Genomic DNA, 18,959 nt, shown 5'->3' with positions numbered 1-18,959 from the left:
CGCGGGAACTCAGCGTTGAGATTCGCCCGTCCACGCGAGGTACAGCGCCGCGCTCCACGCGAAGTCGTCGCTCCCCCGACCCGCGCCCGACCGGGGATTGAAGTACTCGCGGAAGCCCTCCCGGTCGCAGAGTGCGAGGCTGTCCGCGCGAACCCGGTCGGCCGCGTCGGTCGCGTCGTACCGTCGCAGGCCCCGTTCGAGGAGCCAGTTGGTGTTCATCCAGACGGGGCCGCGCCAGTAGCGGTCGGGGGCGAAGTCGTCGCCGACGTAACTCGGCGCGGCGTACTCGAAGGCGAAGAAGTCGGTCGTGAGCGTCTCGTGGAGGCGCTCGAACTGTGCGGCGGTGGGGACCCCTCCGAAGACGGGGACGAGTCCAGCGACGGTGGGTTCGAGCAACTGCTCGTCGGTGACGCGGTCGTAGGAGACGAACAGCCCCAGGTCGTCCGACCAGAGGCGCTCGCGCATTCCCTCCCGCGTCTCCTCGGCCTGTTCCCGCCAGCGCTCGGCGGACGCGTCTTCCCCGGCGCTCGCGTAGAGCGCGGCGAGGTCCTCACACGCCCGGACGTACACGCTGTTCGTGAGGACGTCCTCGACGCGGAACGGACACGTCCCGCGCAGCACCGATTCGTCCCACTCGGCCTCCCGTCCCTGCCGGAGGAGCGCGACGTAACGGTCGTAGTCCCAGTCGGTCGGTCGCTGGTCGGCGAGTTCCGCGGACTTGCGGTCGGCGCGCTCGTAGGCGACGTCGCCGGGGTCGAACCGTTCCAGAGGCAGGCGCCACGCGGGCGAGTCGTCCATCCCCGTCTCCCAGGGGTGACGGGTGTAGACGACGCCGTCGGTCGAGCGCTCGCGTCGCCACCACGAGAGGTGCCTGTCCAGAGGGTCGAGCACCCTGTCGCGAAAGTCGTCGTCGCCGGTCGTCTCGTACACGCGGCGCGCGGCGGTCGCGACGACCGGCGGCTGGGAGATACCGCTCGTCTCGACGTCGTCGAACCCCGCGTCCCACTCGTCGGGACCGGGGAAGTAGCCCTCTGCGTCGGCCCAGAAGACGATCTGCGGGAGCAGGCCGTTCGGCCACGTCGCCGAGAGGAGCGTCTCGACCTCGCGCGCGGCCGCTGCGGGGTCGACGCCGGCGAGGCCGACGGCGATGAACGCCGAGTCCCAGTTCCACTGGAACGGGTACAGGGTCTCTGAGGGGACGGTGTAGCCGTCGCGGCGGTTCGCTTCGAGCACCTCGATGGCCTCGGCCCGTCGGTCGTCGCGAGTCTGCTCCCCGTCGTCGGCGCGGTCGGTCATGAGACGAAGCGACGCGCAGGGGCCGAAAGGACGTTTCGATTCCGGGGTCGGTCTCGTCCGTTCGAGGGTGTCGGACCCCGTCAGTCCGACGTCACGGCGTCGAGGAAGCGGTCGACCGCACCGCTCTCGGCGTGCAGGTGCGCGTACGTCCCGAGCGTCTCGTACGCGACGAGGCCGTCGTGACCGTCGATGCCCCGTCCGCGCGCGACGTCGAAGGCGAACCGCGCGTCGGACGCGACGTCGGCCGTCGAGTGGTGGAACTCGTGACCGCGGCGCGTCTCGTCCCGCCGCGCGGTGAGCGTCTCGCGTTCGGCGACGAGTTCGACGTGGTCGAGCGCCGCGAGGCCGTCGGTCATTCGAACCCGGGCGGGGAGGACGCCCGCCATCCGATGCCCGATGCCGTCGACGGTCAGCGTCTCCGACAGCGCCATCAGTCCGCCGCACTCGCCCCAGACGGGCACGCCGTCGGCGGCCGCGTCCGCAATCTGGTCGAGCGTCCCGCCCGAGTCCAGGTCGGCCGCGAACCGCTCCGGATAGCCGCCGGGGAGATAGACGCCGTCACACGGCGGGAGCGTGTCGTCAGCGACCGGGGAGAACGTGACGACGGTCGCTCGCTCGCCGAGACGCTCCAGCGTGGCGGGGTAGACGAAGCAGAAGGCGTCGTCGCGAGCGACTGCGACCGTCGCGTCGGTGGGGTCGGTCACGTCGGCGGGACCATCCGGAGTCGCCGCCTCGTTCGACAGCCACGACGGTTCGCGCGCCGCGTCGAGCACCCGGTCGACGGCGAGACAGTCGGCGGCGGTGCCGAGCGCCTCGTCGGGGAGCGGTGCCTCCGGGCCCAGGTGGAGGCCGAGGTGACGCTCGGGAATCGTGAGGTCGTCGCGCGGCGGCGTCCGTCCGAGGTACGCGAGTCCGTCCGGGAGCGCGTCGCGGATGCCGGCTTCGTGTCGCCCCCCGTGCGCGCGGGCGGCCACGACGCCGACGACGTCGACGTCGTGCGGTGACTCGCGGGCGTACGCCCGAAACCCGAGCGCCGTGGCCGCGACGCTCTCCATGCCAGCGGAGGCGTCGACCACCAAGAGGACGGGGAGATCGAGTCCGGCGGCGACCGCGGCGGTCGACGTGTCGCCGTCGTACAGTCCCATCATCCCCTCGACGACGCAGACGTCGCCCTCGCCGCGGGCGTAGTTCCGGCGCATTCCATCCCTTCCCTGGAGCCACGGGTCGAGCGTTCGTGACGGGCGACCACAGACGACCGAGTGGTGACTCGGGTCGATGAAGTCCGGGCCGGCCTTCGCTGGCTGGACCTCGTGTCCGAGACGCTGGAGCGCGCGGCAGAGCGCGAGCGTCGCGACGGTCTTGCCGACGCCCGAAGCGGTCCCTGCCACGACGACGCCCTTCACCGCGCACCACCCCCACTCATAGCCGCGTCACCGTCGCTCGGACGTCGGTGACGACGCCGTACGGCGCGTCCGCGACGGTCGGAACCGAACGCTCGGCGTAGCGCGAGGCGAGACTCGCCAGGACGGCGTCGCGGACGCACGCCCGCGCGGCGCGGCCGACAGGCGTCGCGCTGCCCGAGAAGGACGCGAGGGACCCGTCGGGGTCGCACGCGGCCACGACGGCGTCGGTGGTCGTCCCGGGGACGTCGGCGACCGAGAGGAGCGTCGCGGCCTTCGCCTCCGCGGCGACCGTGAGGAGGTTCGGAAGCGCTCCCGGGGCGAGGGCGTGGGTGGTGCCGACGACGACGTTGACCGTGCCGGGCGGTCTGGAATCGTCGGTCGCATCCGTGCGGTCGGTGGTGTGCTCGTCGCCGTCGAGGGACTCGACCGGCAACGCCGCCGGGTTCGAGACGCCCGCGGTGGCGACGGCCTCGACGCTTCCCAGGCGCGCGCGGCGGGCGTGCTCCTGTGAGACGCCCGTCAGGAGCGTCGGACCCGGGGCGTCGAAGTCCGCATCCTCGCGCCGCGAGGCGACGTACGCCGCGAGGTCGGTCTCGGGCCAGCCCTCGGGAACCGTGACGTTGTACGCGGCGTCGCCGTGAGAACCGCCGCCGTCCCACCCGGTCGAGAGCCACCGCGTCCCCCGTCGAAAAAGCTGACAGACGCCCGCCCGGACCGTCGGCTCGAACACCCCATCCGTGTTCGCCCCGAGGTCAGACACGCGCGAGCGCCTCCAGCAGTCGGTCGTTCTCCTCTCGTCGCTTGACCGCGACGCGGACGTGGTTCTCCAGCCCGAAGCTCCGGCAGTCGCGGACGGCGATGCCCTCATCGGCCATCGCTTCGACGACCGCCTCGACCGACCGCGAACCGACGTCGAGGAGGAGGAACGGCGCGTCGGACTCGAAGACCTCGTACCCCGACTCGGCGAGTATCTCGCGCATCCGCTCGCGCTCGCGCGCGACCCGCTCGCGGGTGCGCTCGACGAAGGCGCCCTGGCGGAGGCAGTGCGCTCCCACCGCGGCGGCGGGCGTCGAGAGGTTCCACGCGGGGCGGGCGGTTTCGATCCTGTCGTAGGAGTCGCCCGTCGCACACGCGAATCCCATTCGGAGTCCGGGGAGACCGAACAGTTTGGTGAGCGAGCGGCAGACGACCGTGCCCTCCCTGCCGGCGAGCGAGTCCGCGTCGGTGAAGTCGAGGAACGCCTCGTCGACGACGAGGAGCGTCCCTTCCTCCCGACACCGGGCAGCGAACGCGGCGAGCGCCTCGGGGTCGGCCACCTCGCCCGTCGGGTTGTTCGGCGTGCAGACGACGGCCGCCGCGTAGCCGTCGGGGGAGGAGTCGACCATCTGGTCGTGGGGGACGAACTCGGGCGTCGCGCCCTGGAGTCGGACCTCGCGGGCGTACTCGCCGAAACTCGGCGTCGGCACGAGCACCGAGTCGCCCGGCGAGACGTGCGTCGCGAGCGCCAGCCGGATGGCCTCGGTCCCGCCCGCCGTCGGCACCACCTCCTCGACCCGACAGCCCACGTAGTCGGCGGCCGCCGTTCGATACTCCCGATAGGACTCGTCGGGGTAGCGTGTCGAAGACTCGAACGCCGACTCGTACACCGTTCTCACACCGGGTGGGCGCTCCGGGTTGGTGTTGGCGCTGAAGTCCAGGTCGTGCGTCGACCCGCCGTGGACCGCCCGGCCGACGGCGGAGACGGAGTCAGGGTCCACGGCCGTCCTCCCCTGCGTCATACCCGGTCTCATCGTCGCGTTCGTTCTCGCGGTGGGGCACGTCCGAGTCCTGGGCCGCGGAGAGGGCGTCCAGAATCGAGAGCGTCCGCGGTTCGACCGCGCCGAGGTCGCCCGCGCGGTCGGCGAGCGCCAGCGCCCCACCCATCGCCGCGCCCTCCTTGCCGACCGTCGCGTACTGCGAGAGGCGGTCGTCCGTGAAGCCCGGGTCGGTGACCGTGAGGTCGAGGTCGAGGCCCTCGGCGGCCGGTCCGAGGTCGACGCTCTCGGCGAGGTACGACGTCGTCGCGAGTTCCATTCGGTCCAGGCAGCCGGCGTGTCGGACGAGCGCGGCCGCTGCGATTAACTGTGTGCCGCCGGCGAGCGTCACCCGCGTCTCCGATTCGAGCGCGCCGACGCAGAGGCCGGCGACGACCGCCAGAACCGGGTCGCCGACGAAACGGACGGCGAGTTCGGGGCGGTGGGCGGCCTGTCCCGGCGAGATTTCGGAGGAGTCGAACGCCGCCTCGACGACCTCCTCCTTCCGTGTGAGGGGGTTGTCCGGAAGCGACGACGACACGGGGTACGGTTCGCCGAGCGCGCGCAGGACCGCGAGGGCCGTCGTCGTTCCGCCGGGGACCGTCTCGCCGACGACGAGATGGTCCTCTCTCAGCCGAGCGCCGACGTCCCTCGCGGCGGCGAACACCCCTGGTGCGGTGCGGACGGGGTCCGGGGTGCGGATGTCGTGTCCGGGTTTCGCCCCGAAGTCGACGGTGGGCGCGCCCGTCGGCTTCGCCAGACCGCCGTCGCAGACGACGACGTCGAGGTCGAGCAACTCGACGACGGCCCGCGTCACCAGCGCGGGCGTCGGACAGCCGGTCGGACTGAGCGGAAGAACGGGCGAGCGGACGAGTCGGCCATAGCGAACCAGTTCGGCGTCGGCGCTCGGCGTGTGCCAGCGAAGGTCGGGTGAGGCACCCGCGGCGCTGAGGCCGTCGATGGCGGCCGTGTGGGTCGTCCCCGCGACGAGGGTCAGTCGCATCGTGCCTCGGCCACCGCTCTGTCCGCGGGACGGTTGACGTTCACGGCGAGGCGTTCGTCGTCGACCACCGACACGGTTTCGGTCTCGACCCCCCACCGCCCACGACGTTCAGTCCAGTCGGGGCGACCGTCCGACCCTGATACTCGAAGGTGGTGTCGACGCTCACGCCCAGCCGTCGTTTCAGGTCGGCGGGCACACAGACCGTGAGCGACCCGAACTCCTTCCCGTCGGACGCGTCCGACAGTGCCCCGTCGACGTGTTCGGGAGCGAGGAACGGGAGGTCGGCGACGACGGTGAGGGCGGGAGTACCGACGACGTCGAGCGCGTGCTGGAGGTCGGCGACGTAGCCCTCGCCGGGCGCGTGGACGACGTCGAGGCCGAGGTCACTCGCGTGCGCGCGCGTCTCGGGCGTGTGTAGAGAAGTGACGGCGTGTGTCGTCGAAACGCGGCTCGCGCGGAGGGCGCGAACCACCCGGTCGAACATCGGCTCCCCACAGACCGTGACGAGCGGCTTCTCGTTCGAACTATCGAGTCGCGTGCCCCGACCGCCACAGAGAACGAGCGCCGGCAGGTCGGCAGTCAGAGGAGCGCCCACGCGACCACCCCCGTGGACGCCGACGACGCGGCCGAGTTCGTTCGTCGCTCCGAAGACGTCGCCGCTGACGCCCCGAGTGCGACCCGCGCCCAGCGGAGCGTGAGCAGCGCGACGACCGGCCCGCCGAGGAGCGCCGCGACGACTGCGGGCGTCCCCAGGGGCGCGGCGAACGCCAGGACGGGGAGGGCGGCGACGAACACGGGAGCCAGCGCCGTCGGGTCCGCGTGTTCGGTGAGCGCGGAGCCGAGTCCCTCGTGGGCCGCGTCGCCGAGACAGACGAGCATAGCCATCCCGACCTTCGCGCCGACTTCGGCGGCGATAGCGATGGAGAGGGCGGCGCGCGGGCCCGACCCGGCCATGCCGAGCGCGCCGAGTGCGAGCGTCGCGAGGACGAGCGCGACGGCGAGGGTGCCACCGACGCCAGTCTCCGAATCCTTCAACACCGCGAGACGGCGCTCGCGGTCGGTCGAGTCGTCGTGGACGACGCTCGCGTCGGCCGTGTCGGCGAGGCCGTCGACGTGGGTGACGCCCGTGAGAAGGTAGAGCGTCCCCAGATAGAGCGCCGCCGCCGTCGAGACGGGCAGGGGCAGCGCGAGGGGAAGGGCGGCGAAGCCGCCGACGACGTAGCCCGCGAGGACGAACGCGACGGGCGTTCGTCGGAAGGCCTCCCACGAGCGGTCGTCGCCGCCGACGGGGAGTCGGGTGAGGAAGGCGAGCGCGCCCTGCAGCGCCCTCAGAACCACACGACCACCCCCACGGCGAGGACGAACAGCCAGCCGGTGCGGGCGACGAGCGCCCGCGCTCGCTCGGCGTCGGCAGGTGTGGGAGCGGAGCCGAAGTCGAGGACGTAGACGCCGGGTTTCTCCAGTCGAAGGGAGAGAAGGGCCGCGAGCGTCGCCATCGGCCACCCCGAGTTCGGCGATGGCGGGTGGTCGGACTGTTCTCGCGCACGCGCGAGCGCACGAGCGTCGAGCGCGGCGAGCGCGAGGAACACGGCGGTGAGGCGGGCAGGGAGCCACATCGTCAGGTCGTCGAGGCGGGCGCTGGCGGCCCCGTGTGGCTTGTGGGGGTACCCGAACATCGAGTCCAGGGTGTTGACCGCCTTGACCCACGTCGCGGCGGCCGCGCCGCCGGCGAGCGAGACGGGGGCGACGAGGGCGAACGCGAGCAGGGGCGCGACGAAGCCGTCGGCGAGGTTCTCCGCGAGGCTCTCGACGGCGGCGCTTCGGACCTCGGACGCGGAGAGAGAATCCGCCTCGCGCCCGGCGAGCGACCGGAGGCGTCGGCGAGCGGCCGGGAGGTCCGCCTCCGAGAGCGCGACGACTTCCCGCGCCTCCACGAGGAGCATCCGGAGGCTGGTGGTCGAGAAGAGCACCAGTCCCGAGAGGAGCGCGGCGAGGAGCGGAACCGACGAGAGCGCCGAGACGAGTCCGAAGACGACGCCACCGACGAGGAGGGGGAGCACGACGGCGACGACGACGCCGGCGAGCGACGGACGCGACCAGTCCCGGTCCAGGGGCGCGACGGCGCGACCGAACAGCGCGACCGGGTGTATCCGCGAGGGTGGTTCGGCGACCAGTCGGTCGAGGAGCGCCGCGAGTCCGACGGCGGCCGTCGCGGTCGCGGGCATCCTACGCCTCCTCGCGGGCATCGAGCCACGCGGGGAACTCGGCCAGGGGCACGTCGGCCACGTCGACGAACGTGCCGCCGAGGGCCTCGATTCCGCCGTCGGTCGCGGGTGAGTCACCGACGTGAACGAGTTCAGAGGGGTCGACGCCGAGTCCGTCGGCGACGACTTCGAACGCCTGCGGGGCGGGCTTGCGCCAGCCACAGCCGACGCTGGTGACGACGCTGTCGAACGCGCGGTAGTCGAACTCGGAGCGGACGAAAGTGCGGCCGACGAGTTCGGGGACGCTGCAGTTCGAGAGGACGCCGACGGGGCCGCGGTCGCGCGCGGCCTCGACGGCGGCGACCGCCCCCTCGCGCGTCCGAACCGTGGGGTCGAACGCGGCGACGACCGCCCGGCGGGCGGCGTTCTGAGGGACGGACACGCCGCGAGAGCGGAGGGCGGCGCTGACGTGTGCCGGCAGGGGGACCTCGGCACCCTCGGGGGCGTCGACGTGTGACTGGCCGTACGCGGCGGCGAAGTCGTCGGGGACGGCGACGTCGCGCGCGCGGAGTTCGTCGGCGACGACGGCCGCCGGGTCCGGAGGGACGTCGACGTCGACGAGCGTGCCGAAGAGGTCGAACGAGACTGCCACGCTGGACGTGCGGACAACGCGGACTTGAACTCTTCCCTTACCAGCGGTGGTGGACGTGTTCTCGGATGTACTCGTCGTAGACGTCGGCGACGATACCGTGCTGTTCTTGGGTCAGCGAGTCGGCCTCGCTGGCGGCGACGTTCTCGCGGATGTGTTCGGGGCTCGTCGATCCCGGGATAACCGCGCTCACGGCGTCGTGGTCGAGAATCCACCGGAGGGTGAACTGCGCGAGCGTCAGGTCGGCGGGGACGGCGCGTTCGAGTTCCTCGACCGCGTCGAGGCCGGTCTCGAAGGGAACTCCCGAAAAGGTCTCGCCGACGTCGAACGCGTCGCCCTCGCGGTTGTAGTTGCGGTGGTCGTCCTCGGGGAAGGTCGAGTCGCGGGAGAGCGCACCGGTGAGCAGTCCGGACGCGAGCGGGACGCGGACGATGACGCCGACGTTCCGCCGAGCGGCCTCGCGGAAGAACAGGCCCGCGGGGCGCTGGCGGAACGGGTTGAAGATGATCTGGACCGTCTCGACGCCGGGGTATTCGATGGCCTTCAGCGCCTCCTCGCAGCGCTCGACGCTGACGCCGTACGCGTCTATCTTCCCTTCCTCCTTCAGTCGCGCGAGCGCGTCGAACGTCTCGGGCTGGTAGTACGCGTCGGTGGGGGGACAGTGCAACTGGACGAGGTCGAGGCTCTCCGTCTCGAGGTTCTCGCGGGAGCGGTCGACGAACGAGGAGAGGTGGTCGTAGTCGTACTTCTCCGAGACGTGGGGGTCGAGTCGACGGCCCGCCTTGGTCGCGACGACGACGTCGTCCGACGCGTCGCGTTCGTCGAGGACGTGCGCGATGTGTTTCTCGCTCCGGCCGTCGCCGTAGACGTCGGCCGTGTCGAGGAAGGTGATGCCGGCGTCGAGTGCTTCGCGGACAGCCTCGCGGCCCTCCTCGTCGGACACCTCGCCCCAGTCGGCTCCGATGTTCCACGTCCCGAGTCCGACCTCTCGTACCTCGTACGACCCGAGTTGGCGCGTTTGCATGCGCGTGAGTAGCGGAGCGCCCCCTGTAAGTGCGTTTCCGCAGGCAGGCCATGCCGGTTGGGGACGACAGACAGTTGTCCGACACCGTGTAAACGTTCAAGTACCTCGGCGCGTATCGAACAGTCGATGAGCAAAATCACGTTCCGCGCTGACGACGACCTCGTCCGACGCCTCGAGGAGTTCGACTCCTCGAAGAGCGAGGTCATGCGCGATGCGCTCCGCGCGTATCTCGACGGTGCGGGACGTGAGACGGACGCGTCGACGTCGTCGTCGGAGGGTGACAGCATCGACGACGCGCTCGCCGCGCGGGTCGACGCGCTGATCGACGAACGTCTCACAGAGCGTTTACGCGGGAGAACCGCCGGTACAGCCCCCCAGGACGTCAACGTCAACATCACGGTCGAGGGCGCGGCGGAGCACCGGGAGACGGAAGCGTCCGACGACACACAGGAAACGGAACCGCGTAAGACAGCCGGCGCATACGCGGGAGACGAGATGCAAACGTCGGAAACGTCGTGCGGGCAATGTGGCGAAAACGTCGACTCTGACCACGTTTACTGCCCGAACTGCGGAGAGCTGATCACCCAACCCGCGTGTGGCGAGTGCGGCGAGGAACTCCGCTCGGACTGGGCGTTCTGCCCCGGTTGTGGCCGACGAACGCCCGCAGCGGACGTTCTCGACAGAACGTAAACGTCGAATTCGTCCGTTTGAGCCCGTTTGGAGTTCGTTCGGACATATTGTCTTACGGTCGCCGGTAGATTTATAATATAGCGGCCAGTCCATACGAGCGCGTAAGACGGCCGTCTTACAGCCGAGACGGAAGGGGGCACGGTGTGTCGCCTTCGGTCGGTTCAACGGTGTAAGACGGTGACACGGACACCACGTCCGATGCGTCTTACCGGGGGAATGCAAAACCATGGAGCGTGTGACACTACGGATCCCGAAGGAGCAGATCGAGAAAGTCGAGCGAATGGTCGAGACGGGCGAGTTCCCGAACCGGAGCGAGGCGATCCGGGCCGCCGTTCGCGAAATGATCAACGAACAGAGCGAGACCCGCGAGTCGACGTCGGGTAAGCGCAGCTGGGCGAGAGTGTAACGATGCAGGACATCGTCCAGGAAGCGATGCAGCGCGACGAGGCCGAGCGGAAAGCGCAGGCCGAATCGACCGGCGACGACACGTTCGGCGACCCGCGAATCGTCATCGTCGGCTGCGGTGGTGCCGGTAACAACACCATCAACCGCCTGTACAACATCGGCGTCGACGGCGCCGAGACGGTCGCCATCAACACCGACAAGCAGCACCTGAAGATGATCGAGGCCGACACCAAGATCCTCGTGGGCAAGTCGCTCACGCAGGGACTGGGTGCCGGCGGCGACCCCTCGATGGGTGAGCGCGCCACCGAGATGGCGCAGGGCACCATCAAGGAGGTACTCGGCAACGCGGACCTCGTGTTCGTGACGGCCGGGATGGGCGGCGGTACCGGGACCGGTGCCGCACCCGTCGTCTCGAAAATCGCCAAGGAACAGGGCGCCATCGTCGTGGGCATGGTGTCGACGCCGTTCAACGTCGAGCGCGCCCGGACCGTGAAGGCCGAGGAAGGCCTGGAGAAACTCCGCAACGAGGCGGACTCCATCATCGTCCTCGACAACAACCGCCTGCTCGATTACGTCCCGAACCTACCCATCGGCAAGGCGTTCTCGGTGATGGACCAGATCATCGCCGAGACGGTCAAGGGCATCTCCGAGACCATCACCCAGCCCTCGCTCATCAACCTGGACTACGCGGACATGTCCACCATCATGAACCAGGGCGGCGTCGCGGTGATGCTCGTCGGCGAGACGCAGGACAAGAACAAGACCCAGGAGGTGGTGAACGACGCGATGAACCATCCCCTCCTCGATGTCGACTACCGCGGTGCATCCGGTGGTCTGGTCCACATCACCGGTGGCCCCGACCTCACGCTGAAGGAGGCCGAGGGTATCGCGAACAACATCACCGAACGGCTGGAGGCGAGCGCCAACGTCATCTGGGGCGCGCGCATCCAGGACGAGTACAAGGGCAAGGTCCGGGTCATGGCCATCATGACCGGCGTCCAGTCCGCGCAGGTGCTCGGCCCGACGACGCAGAAACAGGCCGACCGCTCGCGCCAGAGCATCGAAGCGCAGTCCGCCGGAGGGTCGAACTCGAACGGCCAGCAGTTCGACGCCCGGCAGAACGCGCAGGCCGGCTGGCAGTCCGACGGCGGCCGCGACGAGCTCGAGAAGAACAACGGGCTCGACGTCATCCGCTGACGACGGCCCGCGTCGGAACCAGCTGTTTCAGCCGTCTCATACACTGAAATACATATTTTTGTTCCCAAAGCAGTAGACTATAGAGCAAATAGCGTATGACGCGTTCCTTGAGTATATAGACTATATAGTATTCTGCCGGGCGAGCATCGTACGACTCGGACACAGATTCTCGGAGAGAGACGGCTCCTCGCTACTGTTTACGACTCACTCGAAGTTTCGAGGAAAACGTTGCCACATCGTGCGTCGCGCGTGTGACAGAATTCGGTGTAAAACGAACCGAGCGTCGCGGCGGGCGAGTCCCTTCAGGCTTCGTTGACCGCCTCGACGAGGTAGCACTTCCGGCAGATCTCGCGTGCGGTCGGCGCGCCACAGCGGTCGCACTCGCCGAAGTCGCTCTGGCCCTCCTCGTCGCGGTACCGCTGTGCGGCGAGTTCGGCGAGTTCCTCGTACCCGGAGAGGATGGAGTGACGCGTCCCCGGGTGGGACTCCTCCATCCCCAGGAGGAGTTTCTGAATCTCGCCCCGGTAGGCCTCGCTCGCGTGCGGACACTCAGTGATGTGCGCCGGGAGGTCCATGAGGTGTGCGTAGAGCGCGACTTCCTTCTCCGGGACGTCCCGGAGGGGTTTCGCGCGCGGGACGAATCGGTCGCTCTCGGCGCGCGCGGGAACGGCCCTAGCGAGGCGTCGAAGTGTTTGGCCATCTGTTTCACGTCCCCGGAGAAGAAGTTCATCAGCGCGGTCTGGGCCTCGTCGTCGAGGTTGTGGCCGGTGAGGAGTTTGTCCGCACCCAACTCGTCGGCGTGCCGTTCGAGGACGTCCCGCCGGAAGACGCCGCAGTACGCACACGGGGCCATCCCCTCGGGGTCGTCCTCGACGACCCGGTCCATCCGGAGGCCGAACTCCTCCTCGTAGGTGACGACTTCGTGTCTGATGCCCAACTCTTCGGTGAGTTCCTCGCTCGCGTCGAGGGAGGCGTCGCGGTACCCCTCGATACCCTCGTGAATCGAGAGCGCGACGAGTTCGACCCGGGGGTCCTTCCCGAACGTCTCCGCGAGGATGTGGGTGAGTACGACGCTGTCCTTCCCGCCCGAAAGGCCGACGACCCACGCCTCGGGGTCGTCGGGCGTCGCCGCCGCCGAGAGCAGACCGTCCTCGCGGATGCGGCGGCGGACGCGCTTTTCGACCGAGACGCAGAAGTGGGTCTCACAGAGGTGTAACCCCGAGTAGGCCGCGTGCATGACCGCCTCGCGACCGCACTTGTCGCACTCCATCACTCCCGCCTTGCCCGGCGGCGCTCATGACGGTTTCGTCTGCCGCCACTGGGGTCGGTCGGCCTCACGCGGCACCGGAAACGGGAGTCGGCGAACGGGTCGCGTTCTCGGGCGGGGTCTCACTAGCGGGCGGCACCCAGTCCGGACGGCTGACGTTCGGGTCGTCGACGAAGTCGTACGTCGCTCGGACCGAGACGGTGACGTTCGACCCCCGCTCGACCCACCGGGCGTCGACGACGTGGACGACGCCGTCGGGGGCGACGACCGCCGTCGCTCGGTACCCCGTTTTGGCCGGGTCGGGCGACCCCGACAGCGACACCTGGTAGCGGACGGTCCCGCGCGTGTCGCTGTGTGCGCGCACCGAACTCTCGTTGGCGTGGAGCAGGCGGGAGAGGGCCGCCTCGGCGTGGCCAGCGTAGTGGTCGCGCGCCTCCATCGACCGACGACGGGCCCGGTCGTAGCGGACGTACCGCCGGTCGCCGTCGGCGTACGCCGGTCGAGGAGCGAAGTAACCCGGGTCGGTGACGGCGACGCCCGTCGTCTCGACGTCGACGCGGAAGACGGTCGCGCTCCGGATGCGGTGGACGGTCCGGACGCGTGCGACTTCCTCGTCCGACCGCTCCGTGTAGGTCACGCGCCAGACGTACGACCGGCCGTCGACCCTGCGGGCGTGTGCCTCGGCGAGGACGTCCGGACTCGTCACGCCCTCCGCCGTGAGGCCGGGAGCGAGCGTGGAGTCGGTCGCGTCGTCGCGGTCGTTCGCACTCCCGTCCGGTGGACCGGTCCCGAACGGATCGACGTCCCCGAACCCCTCGGCTTCTCCGGTGTCGGAAGCGGTGCTCGGTCGGTCCCTATCGCCGACCGACTCGGCCGCGGACCCGTCGCCGACGCCGACGAATCCGATGCCTCCGGTGACGAGGAGCGCGGCGACGAGCACCAGTCCCACCACGGCGACGACCAGCGCGTAGTGTCCATTCCCGTCGTCGCCCCGGAGCCGCGTCCACGACGTTGCTGGCGCGTCGGGAGGTCGTGCTGGCTCGTCGGGAGTCGGTTCCGGCTCGATAGCCTCGATACCGTCCCCCAGATGTCGACGGAAGACGGCGTCCGCCTCGGCGCGGTCGAGGCCGTAGAGCGCGAGGTCGGAGAGCGAGCGGGCGTCGTAGACGCGGGCATCGAAAGCGGCCGCGAGCGCCTCCGCTCTCGCGTCGGGGACGGGTGAGACGACGATGTCGACCGCGTTCGCGTCGGCGGCGTCCGTGTCGATAGTTTCCCCAGCGGTCGTTGGTCCGCCACCACCGCCCTCACGGGTATGACCACCGGGACGCAGTCGTGTACGGACGGCGCGCCCCAGTGGCGCGAAAACGGACCGTCGCTCCGGGAGCAGTACCGTCGTCGCCCTGTCCTCACACGTGCAGACGATACGCGTGCCCGAGTCGGCGGTTTCGACGCGCGTCTCGTAGCCCCGGGCGGCCCAGAGGTCCGCGACGAACGCGGCCAGCGCCGATGGAGAGAGCCCTGCGAGCGTGCGCGCGAACGTCTCCGAGGAGGGGTCTCGCACGGGAGACGCTACGAACCACGGGGTGTCAACTGTTTTCCTCTCTCATCCCAGGTGCGAAAACCGTTTCCGGTTCCTCTCCCGAGTGGGGGTAATGGACCGAGACGTCGCTCTCGACTACGTGCAGCGGATACTCGAAACGGTCGAGACCGGGGAGATGCCCGTTCCCGTCCGCGAAGTGTGGGTGTACGGCGACGTCGCCCTCGGTCTCGACCCCGTCGACCGGCTCGACGTCTACGTCACGAAGGACATGCTCATGCGCGGTGACCGCTCCGCGGGGGAGCGGTTCGAGACCGAGTACGGCGTCAAGGGCGTCGGCTCCTCGGTCAGGGCGTCGTGGGCGGAGGGCTTCCCGGAGTTCCTCCGGACGAACGACAACGGCTACGCCGCACCCGAGAAGTGTCTCGCCGCGCATCTTCTGAGAGAGGTCGACGACGAGGTCCACCTCGAAGTGTGCAACGCGAGCTTCGACCAGAACGTCACCCAGCGGATGAAGGGCGCGGTGGCCCGGGAGGCGTACGAGGAAATCCTCGACCCGCGTGGGGTTCAACTGTGGGTCGACGGGACGCGCGACGAGGAGGCGCTGTCCCGTCTGAGAGAGGGGAGCCTCGCGTTCCCGACGCTCTCGGCGGCGCTAGAGATGCTCGGACTCGACGAGGAAGCGGCGGAAGAGGCGGCGGACGTACTCAGGGAGTACCGCGCGACCCAGTCGGGAACGACTGTCCGCGGGGACGTCGTCTGAGTTCGAGATTCGAACCGTCACTCGCGCGTCCCGTCGTCAGCACCGTCGCCGTATCGTTCGCTCGCACGTTCGCGGGCGTACGCTTCCGCGTCCGCCCGGTTCATCTCAGTCCGTCCGCGGGTCTCCCCCTGAACGAGCAGATACAGAACGAGCGGCGCGCCGACGACGAGGGCGAGAGCGAAGATGAGGGCGGCTTCGGCCACGGGAGCAGATTCCGCCGCGGGGGGTGTATGTCTTGTTCACACCGACCGAGCGACGAGTTTTTCATCGAGCCGACACGAGTTCGGGAGGATGAGCCCTCCAGCACATCACGACGACGGATCGGGCTGTCCGAAGTGCGGCCACACCGAGACCGAGGTCGACGACATCGCGACGTCCGGAACCGGACTCTCGAAGATGTTCGACATCCAGAACCGAACGTTCACGGTCGTCTCGTGTACGAACTGCGGCTACTCCGAACTCTACCGAGGACAGTCGGGCGGGAACCTCGTCGACCTCTTCTTGGGCTGAGGTCGGCCCCCCGTCAGTCGTCGACTCGAACGTCGACGTCGACGCCGACCGGCGTCGGCCGAGCGATGGTGTCGAGGACGGGGTTCCGCCGCTCCGTCTCGCGCCGCCACGCTTCGAGTTCCTTCGCCGTGGCGGTGGTCTCGACCTCGACCGAGACGCGGATGCGGCCGTAGCCCGCGCGAGTCCCCTCTCCGGTCAGGTACGTCGTCGTGTCTAGGTCGCCCGACGCCGAGACGGCCCGGATGGTCAGATCGAGATCCATCTCCCGCGCCACGTAGCTCCCGGTCACGTTGAAACACCCGGCCAGCGACCCGAGGAGGAACTCGACGGGCGTCGGTCCGTGGTTCGCACCGCCCGAAGACTCGGGCGCGTCGATCTCGACCGCGAGGTCGCGAACGGTCACCGTCGCGGCCTTCGGCCCGGTACAGTCGGCCGCAACCTCGTACGTCTTCACCGCAGGGGTCCCAACCATGACAGTAGATCGCCACTTGACGGCTTAACGTTGGTTGCTAGCTGACACCGTCGGAGAAACTCTCGAACGCCGTGCAGTCCGGGACACGGCCGACGACCACGTCGAACGGTACCACCTCGGCGCGGCGGTACTCCTCGGCGCTCATCTGCTCGGCGACCGTCCGTCCCATCGCACGCCACTCGCGCCGAAGGTCGTCGTACGCGACGTCCGTGAGCGCCCGGCGGAGTTCAGTCCCGTGGGTATCGAGCCCCTCGCCGGTGGCCTTCCGCTTCGCGTCCTCGACGTCGACGGCGTCGTAGGGTGGTTCGACGCGTTTGTCGTGGTGGTATCGCTCGGTTCGGACGTCGCCGAGGCCGGCCGTGGCGAACAGTTCGGGGAGGTGGTCGCCGAGGGCGACGTCGGTCTCGACCCCCTCGAGATACGCCTCTCGAACCCGTCGTTCGAGTTCGACCTCCCGTTCGACGGTCGAGTCGACGCCGACGGCGGCGTTGTCGGGTTCGACCGCGGCCACCCGGTTCGAGGAGACGCGGGCGAACTCACGGAGCGCGTGTTCGGGGACAGGGAGGTTCACGAGCAGCGCCTGGCAGACCACGAGGTCGAACGAGTCGTTCGCGAACGGGAGTCGCGTGGCGTCGCCGACGACCACCGGGAGGTCGGTCTCCGCGCGTGCGACGTCGAGCAACCGCGGGTCGGCGTCGAGACAGACGACCGCTCCGCCCGACTCCTCGGCGAGGACGCGCGAGAGTTCGCCCGTCCCCGCGCCGACGTCGAGAATTCGCTCGCATTCGGGGAGTTCCAGCGGTGAAAGCGCCGCACGCGACCCGTCCCACATCCCCTCGCGCGTCCGTCTGAGGTAGTCGGCGGTGAACCTGCGCACAGGTCGCGTACTCGGTCGGCGGGGAAAACCGCGTTGGGTCCAGTGGGGCGAACTCAGTGTCAGGCCTCGTCCGCGAGTTCTCGCACGCGCGAGATGTTCCACGCGAACCCCTTGTCCTCCCCGTTCGGCGTCTCCAAGACGAACGGGACGTCCGCGAGGTCCGGGTGAGTGACGATGCGGCGCATCCCCTCGACGCCGATTTCTCCCTCGCCGATGTGAGCGTGTTCGTCCTTGTTGGTCCCGCAGGCGTGTTTGGAGTCGTTGAGGTGGATGCACTGGAGGTGTTCCAGCCCCACCACGTCGTCGAACTCCGTCACGACCGAGTCGACGGCCTCGGCGGTCGAGAGGTCGTAGCCCGCCGCGAAGGCGTGGGCGGTGTCGACGCAGACGTCGAGGTCCTGTGCGGACTCTTCGAGCACGTACGCGAGGTGTGCGAAGTCGCCGCCGAGTTTCGTTCCCGACCCGGCGTCGCTCTCGATGAGCACCGTGACGTCGTCGGGAATCGAGAGGTCGTCGAGGACGCTCACGGCGTTGTCGAGGCCCTGTTCGACGCCCGCTCCCGTGTGCGCGCCGAGGTGGACGTTGACGTACTCGATGTCGAGGAAGGAAGCGGCGTCGACCTCCTTCTGCATCGAGTCGAGCGACTTCTGGCGGAGGCCGTCCTTGGGAGTGCAGAGGTTCACGAGGTACGACGAGTGGATGACCCAGGGGCCGACGCCGTTCTCCTCGGAGAGCGTTCGGAACTGATCGGCCTCGTCGTCAGCGATGTTCGGGTCCTGCCAGACTTGCGGGGAGTGCGTGAATATCTGCCCGCAGTTGCCGCCGTCGTCGAGAAGCAAGTCCACTGCGTTGAACACGCCGCCAGCGATAGATTCGTGTGCGCCTACTCGCATGTGGTGGGGCAAGAGGCAGGGGGAGAAAGGCGCTTCGGAGCGTCGGCGCGGCGCTTACGAACGAGCCCTGGACCGCCGGCGGACCCACTCGTCGGTCGCGTACTTCTCGTCCGCACGCTCGCGCGCACGCGAGAGTTCGTCGTCCGTCCACGACCCCTCGCTCGCGTCGCACCACGTCGCGAGCGTCTCCTCGAACGCCGCGACGGTCTCCTCGCGCGAGGCGTCGGTGTGTTCGTCGAGCCCGGTGACCCGTTCGGCGAACTCCTCGCTCGTCACCGCCGGGTCAGCAAACGTCGCGAGGTGCCTGTCGGGACGGGTCGAAAAGGTGATCGAACCGTGCTGGACGACGGCGTCGCGCTGGCGGTACTGGGCGTTCCCGCTCACCTTTCGACTCGTCCCCGAGACGACGAGGTCGTGCGCGGGGTTCAGCGCCCGGAGGTAACACGCCGGTTCGTACAGCGCCGGGACCTCGCTGTCGACGAATTCGACGGGGACACCGAGCGATTCGAACGCGTCGAGGACGGGGGCCAGCAGGTAGTGATAACAGTCCATGAGGCTCCCCGGGAGTTCCTCGCGCGGGGCCGTGATGGAGTAGGAGATGTCGCCGAACGAGTCGTGGTAGATGCCGCCGCCGCCGGTCGGCCGGCGGGTGACGTCGACGCCCTCCGCCGCGCACCACTCCCAGTCGACCGTGTCGGGCTCTTGGTGGTAGCCGAGCGAGAGGCACGACGGGTCCCAGCGGTAGAGTCGAACGGTCCGCGGACCCCCGGCTGCGGCCGTCTCCGCGGCGATTTCGTCGAGCGCCATCTGCATCGGTCCCGGTCGGGACTCCTCGCGAATGAGCCGCCACTCGCCGGTGGGCGGAGGTGTCTCGTCCATGGCGGGAGACTGGACCGACGGAGGCAAAGCGGTTGTGCCTCCCGGTCCCGAGCGCGACCGTTTCCCGCTGTCGACCGGAGCACACGGCGGGAGACAG

20 protein-coding genes and 2 pseudogenes are annotated in these 18,959 nt (G+C 69.4%); 5 read left to right on the top strand and 17 right to left on the bottom strand.

Going from position 1 to position 18,959, the window contains the following annotated elements:
• Nucleotides 1-9: 9 nt before the first annotated feature.
• The 10 genes and pseudogenes from C2R22_RS02865 to C2R22_RS02820 form a co-directional block, all read right to left on the bottom strand.
• Nucleotides 10-1,296, bottom strand: coding sequence for an MGH1-like glycoside hydrolase domain-containing protein (locus C2R22_RS02865; protein WP_103424364.1), 1,287 nt, complete (start codon nt 1,294-1,296; stop codon nt 10-12).
• Between the two features lie 80 nt (nt 1,297-1,376).
• Nucleotides 1,377-2,699: a cobyrinic acid a,c-diamide synthase gene (locus C2R22_RS02860; RefSeq protein ID WP_103424362.1), complete on the bottom strand. Its 1,323-nt coding sequence runs from the start codon at nt 2,697-2,699 to the stop codon at nt 1,377-1,379.
• A gap of 16 nt (nt 2,700-2,715) precedes the next feature.
• Nucleotides 2,716-3,429, bottom strand: a complete 714-nt coding sequence (locus C2R22_RS02855; RefSeq protein ID WP_103427544.1) for an adenosylcobinamide amidohydrolase — start codon at nt 3,427-3,429, stop codon at nt 2,716-2,718.
• A gap of 22 nt (nt 3,430-3,451) precedes the next feature.
• On the bottom strand, nt 3,452-4,456 hold the full coding sequence (gene cobD, locus C2R22_RS02850; RefSeq protein ID WP_103427543.1) for a threonine-phosphate decarboxylase CobD: 1,005 nt from the start codon (nt 4,454-4,456) through the stop codon (nt 3,452-3,454).
• Nucleotides 4,446-5,495: a nicotinate-nucleotide--dimethylbenzimidazole phosphoribosyltransferase gene (locus tag C2R22_RS02845; protein WP_103424360.1), complete on the bottom strand. Its 1,050-nt coding sequence runs from the start codon at nt 5,493-5,495 to the stop codon at nt 4,446-4,448. Before C2R22_RS02845 ends, cobD begins: the two co-directional genes overlap by 11 nt.
• Before the next feature lie 40 nt (nt 5,496-5,535).
• Nucleotides 5,536-6,090: an NTP transferase domain-containing protein gene (locus C2R22_RS02840; RefSeq protein ID WP_321169892.1), complete on the bottom strand. Its 555-nt coding sequence runs from the start codon at nt 6,088-6,090 to the stop codon at nt 5,536-5,538.
• Nucleotides 6,075-6,833: pseudogene (gene cobS / locus C2R22_RS02835) on the bottom strand (adenosylcobinamide-GDP ribazoletransferase). Before cobS ends, C2R22_RS02840 begins: the two are co-directional and overlap by 16 nt.
• Nucleotides 6,824-7,720, bottom strand: a complete 897-nt coding sequence (gene cbiB, locus C2R22_RS02830; protein WP_103424358.1) for an adenosylcobinamide-phosphate synthase CbiB — start codon at nt 7,718-7,720, stop codon at nt 6,824-6,826. The pseudogene cobS and the gene cbiB overlap by 10 nt, the downstream one beginning before the upstream one ends.
• A gap of 1 nt (nt 7,721) precedes the next feature.
• Complete coding sequence (locus tag C2R22_RS02825) at nt 7,722-8,351, bottom strand: HAD family hydrolase (protein WP_103424356.1); 630 nt, start codon at nt 8,349-8,351, stop codon at nt 7,722-7,724.
• 37 nt (nt 8,352-8,388) lie between these two features.
• A complete protein-coding gene (locus C2R22_RS02820; protein WP_103424354.1) occupies nt 8,389-9,372 on the bottom strand; it encodes an aldo/keto reductase in 984 nt (327 codons plus the stop codon).
• Between the two features lie 126 nt (nt 9,373-9,498).
• Here C2R22_RS02820 and C2R22_RS02815 point away from each other — a divergent pair, with 126 nt between their 5' ends.
• From C2R22_RS02815 to ftsZ, 3 genes are all read left to right on the top strand, one after another.
• A complete protein-coding gene (locus C2R22_RS02815; RefSeq protein WP_103424352.1) occupies nt 9,499-10,062 on the top strand; it encodes a double zinc ribbon domain-containing protein in 564 nt (187 codons plus the stop codon).
• A gap of 226 nt (nt 10,063-10,288) precedes the next feature.
• Nucleotides 10,289-10,468 (top strand): ribbon-helix-helix domain-containing protein, encoded by a 180-nt coding sequence (locus tag C2R22_RS02810; protein ID WP_103424350.1) that lies wholly within the window; start codon nt 10,289-10,291, stop codon nt 10,466-10,468.
• A 2-nt stretch (nt 10,469-10,470) separates the two neighbouring features.
• The gene (gene ftsZ / locus C2R22_RS02805; protein ID WP_103424349.1) at nt 10,471-11,664 is read left to right on the top strand and encodes a cell division protein FtsZ; all 1,194 of its coding nucleotides are present in this window, start codon (nt 10,471-10,473) and stop codon (nt 11,662-11,664) included.
• Between the two features lie 302 nt (nt 11,665-11,966).
• On the opposite strand, the pseudogene ncsA reads toward ftsZ, so the two are convergent.
• Together ncsA and C2R22_RS02795 are read right to left on the bottom strand one after the other, a co-directional pair.
• Nucleotides 11,967-12,934, bottom strand: a pseudogene (ncsA, locus tag C2R22_RS02800) (tRNA 2-thiolation protein NcsA).
• 64 nt (nt 12,935-12,998) lie between these two features.
• Entirely contained in the window at nt 12,999-14,492 is a 1,494-nt protein-coding gene (locus C2R22_RS02795) for a hypothetical protein (protein ID WP_103424347.1), read from the bottom strand.
• 91 nt (nt 14,493-14,583) lie between these two features.
• On the opposite strand from C2R22_RS02795, the gene C2R22_RS02790 reads away from it, so the two are divergent.
• Nucleotides 14,584-15,231 carry a DUF7095 family protein gene (locus C2R22_RS02790; RefSeq protein WP_103424346.1) on the top strand — a complete coding sequence of 216 codons (648 nt, stop codon included), beginning with the start codon at nt 14,584-14,586 and terminating at the stop codon, nt 15,229-15,231.
• 17 nt (nt 15,232-15,248) lie between these two features.
• Here the strand turns inward: C2R22_RS02790 and C2R22_RS02785 are convergent, their stop codons facing one another.
• Nucleotides 15,249-15,434: a hypothetical protein gene (locus tag C2R22_RS02785; RefSeq protein WP_103424344.1), complete on the bottom strand. Its 186-nt coding sequence runs from the start codon at nt 15,432-15,434 to the stop codon at nt 15,249-15,251.
• Nucleotides 15,435-15,522: 88 nt separating this feature from the next.
• Here C2R22_RS02785 and C2R22_RS02780 point away from each other — a divergent pair, with 88 nt between their 5' ends.
• Complete coding sequence (locus C2R22_RS02780) at nt 15,523-15,741, top strand: zinc ribbon domain-containing protein (RefSeq protein WP_103424342.1); 219 nt, start codon at nt 15,523-15,525, stop codon at nt 15,739-15,741.
• 13 nt (nt 15,742-15,754) lie between these two features.
• Here C2R22_RS02780 and C2R22_RS02775 read toward each other — a convergent pair whose 3' ends face one another.
• From C2R22_RS02775 to C2R22_RS02760, 4 genes are read right to left on the bottom strand one after another with little or no spacing between them, the layout of a single operon-like run.
• Complete coding sequence (locus C2R22_RS02775; protein ID WP_103424341.1) at nt 15,755-16,213, bottom strand: OsmC family protein; 459 nt, start codon at nt 16,211-16,213, stop codon at nt 15,755-15,757.
• 37 nt (nt 16,214-16,250) lie between these two features.
• Nucleotides 16,251-17,090, bottom strand: a complete 840-nt coding sequence (locus tag C2R22_RS02770; RefSeq protein WP_173862765.1) for a class I SAM-dependent methyltransferase — start codon at nt 17,088-17,090, stop codon at nt 16,251-16,253.
• 59 nt (nt 17,091-17,149) lie between these two features.
• The gene (locus C2R22_RS02765) at nt 17,150-17,983 is read right to left on the bottom strand and encodes a deoxyribonuclease IV (protein ID WP_103424339.1); all 834 of its coding nucleotides are present in this window, start codon (nt 17,981-17,983) and stop codon (nt 17,150-17,152) included.
• Nucleotides 17,984-18,037: 54 nt separating this feature from the next.
• Complete coding sequence (locus tag C2R22_RS02760) at nt 18,038-18,862, bottom strand: lipoate--protein ligase family protein (protein ID WP_103424337.1); 825 nt, start codon at nt 18,860-18,862, stop codon at nt 18,038-18,040.
• Between the last annotated feature and the right edge of the window lie 97 nt (nt 18,863-18,959).

Origin of the sequence: Salinigranum rubrum (assembly GCF_002906575.1) — an archaeon.
GTDB lineage: Archaea > Halobacteriota > Halobacteria > Halobacteriales > Haloferacaceae > Salinigranum > Salinigranum rubrum.
The sequence above is the reverse complement of the archived record's forward strand: the minus strand, read 5'-3'. Positions and strand labels throughout refer to the sequence as shown.

Bases quoted from the DNA above. Each gene is read 5' to 3' on its own strand.
- C2R22_RS02865 (WP_103424364.1), bottom strand. From the start codon at position 1,296: ATGACCGACCGCGCCGACGACGGGGAGCAGACTCGCGACGACCGACGG.
- C2R22_RS02845 (WP_103424360.1), bottom strand. From the start codon at position 5,495: ATGCGACTGACCCTCGTCGCGGGGACGACCCACACGGCCGCCATCGAC.
- cbiB (WP_103424358.1), bottom strand. From the start codon at position 7,720: ATGCCCGCGACCGCGACGGCCGCCGTCGGACTCGCGGCGCTCCTCGAC.
- C2R22_RS02820 (WP_103424354.1), bottom strand. From the start codon at position 9,372: ATGCAAACGCGCCAACTCGGGTCGTACGAGGTACGAGAGGTCGGACTC.
- C2R22_RS02815 (WP_103424352.1), top strand. From the start codon at position 9,499: ATGAGCAAAATCACGTTCCGCGCTGACGACGACCTCGTCCGACGCCTC.
- C2R22_RS02810 (WP_103424350.1), top strand. From the start codon at position 10,289: ATGGAGCGTGTGACACTACGGATCCCGAAGGAGCAGATCGAGAAAGTC.
- ftsZ (WP_103424349.1), top strand. From the start codon at position 10,471: ATGCAGGACATCGTCCAGGAAGCGATGCAGCGCGACGAGGCCGAGCGG.
- C2R22_RS02790 (WP_103424346.1), top strand. From the start codon at position 14,584: ATGGACCGAGACGTCGCTCTCGACTACGTGCAGCGGATACTCGAAACG.
- C2R22_RS02780 (WP_103424342.1), top strand. From the start codon at position 15,523: ATGAGCCCTCCAGCACATCACGACGACGGATCGGGCTGTCCGAAGTGC.
- C2R22_RS02775 (WP_103424341.1), bottom strand. From the start codon at position 16,213: ATGGTTGGGACCCCTGCGGTGAAGACGTACGAGGTTGCGGCCGACTGT.
- C2R22_RS02765 (WP_103424339.1), bottom strand. From the start codon at position 17,983: ATGCGAGTAGGCGCACACGAATCTATCGCTGGCGGCGTGTTCAACGCA.
- C2R22_RS02760 (WP_103424337.1), bottom strand. From the start codon at position 18,862: ATGGACGAGACACCTCCGCCCACCGGCGAGTGGCGGCTCATTCGCGAG.